Annotated in this window: 1 protein-coding gene; it reads right to left on the reverse strand. The window is 52.4% G+C overall.

Translation table 11 applies throughout. The annotated features are described in order from the left end of the window. Positions 1–218: 218 nt before the first annotated feature. Entirely contained in the window at positions 219–1082 is an 864-nt protein-coding gene (pdxK, locus tag J5224_RS29525) for a pyridoxine/pyridoxal/pyridoxamine kinase (protein ID WP_264628626.1), read from the reverse strand.

The following is a 1082-nucleotide window of genomic DNA, read 5'->3' on the forward strand; positions in this document are numbered from 1 at the left end:
ATAAAATGAAATCGAGTTTCAATTCTATTTGCAAGCAAAAGAAAAAAAGTGAAGCGCGATCATGATTTTAGTATTGTCTGCCCCACCAGGTACTGTTGACGGGGTTTTATCAACGAGAGGCGTTATCTCAGGAGAGTGGTTGTTGATATAATGCAATGTATGTTGTAACTAAATTAAGCTTGTACTGATATGATTCGAGCGTCATTGTCGTTATCCCCTTACACCAGCGGAGCCAGACACAGCTCTTCGCTTTCAGCCAACTGGGTTTTCAACACTGAGCGTTCCACCTGATGGCAGGCATGTTGTGCGGCCTGTGCCGGAGATTGTCCGGCGAGTAAAGCCGCGGTCAGTTCTGCACAGAACAGATCGCCAGTGCCTTTCGGCGCAATGGGTAAACGGTTATGCAGGATCGGTACCACCGCATCGCGTGTGACGCACAGCGCCTGAATCCGTTGCTTATCGAGGTTGCCCGGTGCACTGGTGACAACCACCCACTCCAGCGTTCCCTTTAGCAACGAACGTGCAGCGGCAATAGCCGATTCGGCACTGTCCAGCGTCATCGCCGATAAACAGCTCAGCTCAAACGCATTTGGCGTCAGCCCGGTAGCCAGCGGTAATACCTCATCGCGATAGCAGGCATTTATCTCGGCATTGACGTAGTAACCGCAGTCAGTATCCCCCATCACCGGATCGAGAATGATGTGAATATCCGGCCAAGAGGCGCGCACCTGTTTAAGCCAGGCAACCAACGGCGGCACCAGCGAGGTCGTGCCGATATAGCCAATAACGATAGCACGCGCATGTGTCAATGCGCCCCGCTCCAGCAGACCTTGCAGAAAACCTTCAAACCATTCGACCGGAATTTTCCCACCATAGCAGCTAGGATAATGAGGCGTATTGCTGAGGATGACCGTAGGCACCAATGCAACACGCAACCCATGTTGCGCCAGCGCCGGTACCGCGATACTGTTCCCTACGCAACCATAAACCACCTGCGACTGAATGGAGATCACATCATAGTGTGCAGGCCCGGAATGAAAATGGGCGCTTTCCGCGTCCGGCGTAATGGGTACGTACTGCAT

This window comes from Candidatus Symbiopectobacterium sp. NZEC135 (assembly GCF_025962695.1).

Bases quoted from the DNA above. Each gene is read 5' to 3' on its own strand.
- pdxK (WP_264628626.1), bottom strand. From the start codon at position 1,082: ATGCAGTACGTACCCATTACGCCGGACGCGGAAAGCGCCCATTTTCAT.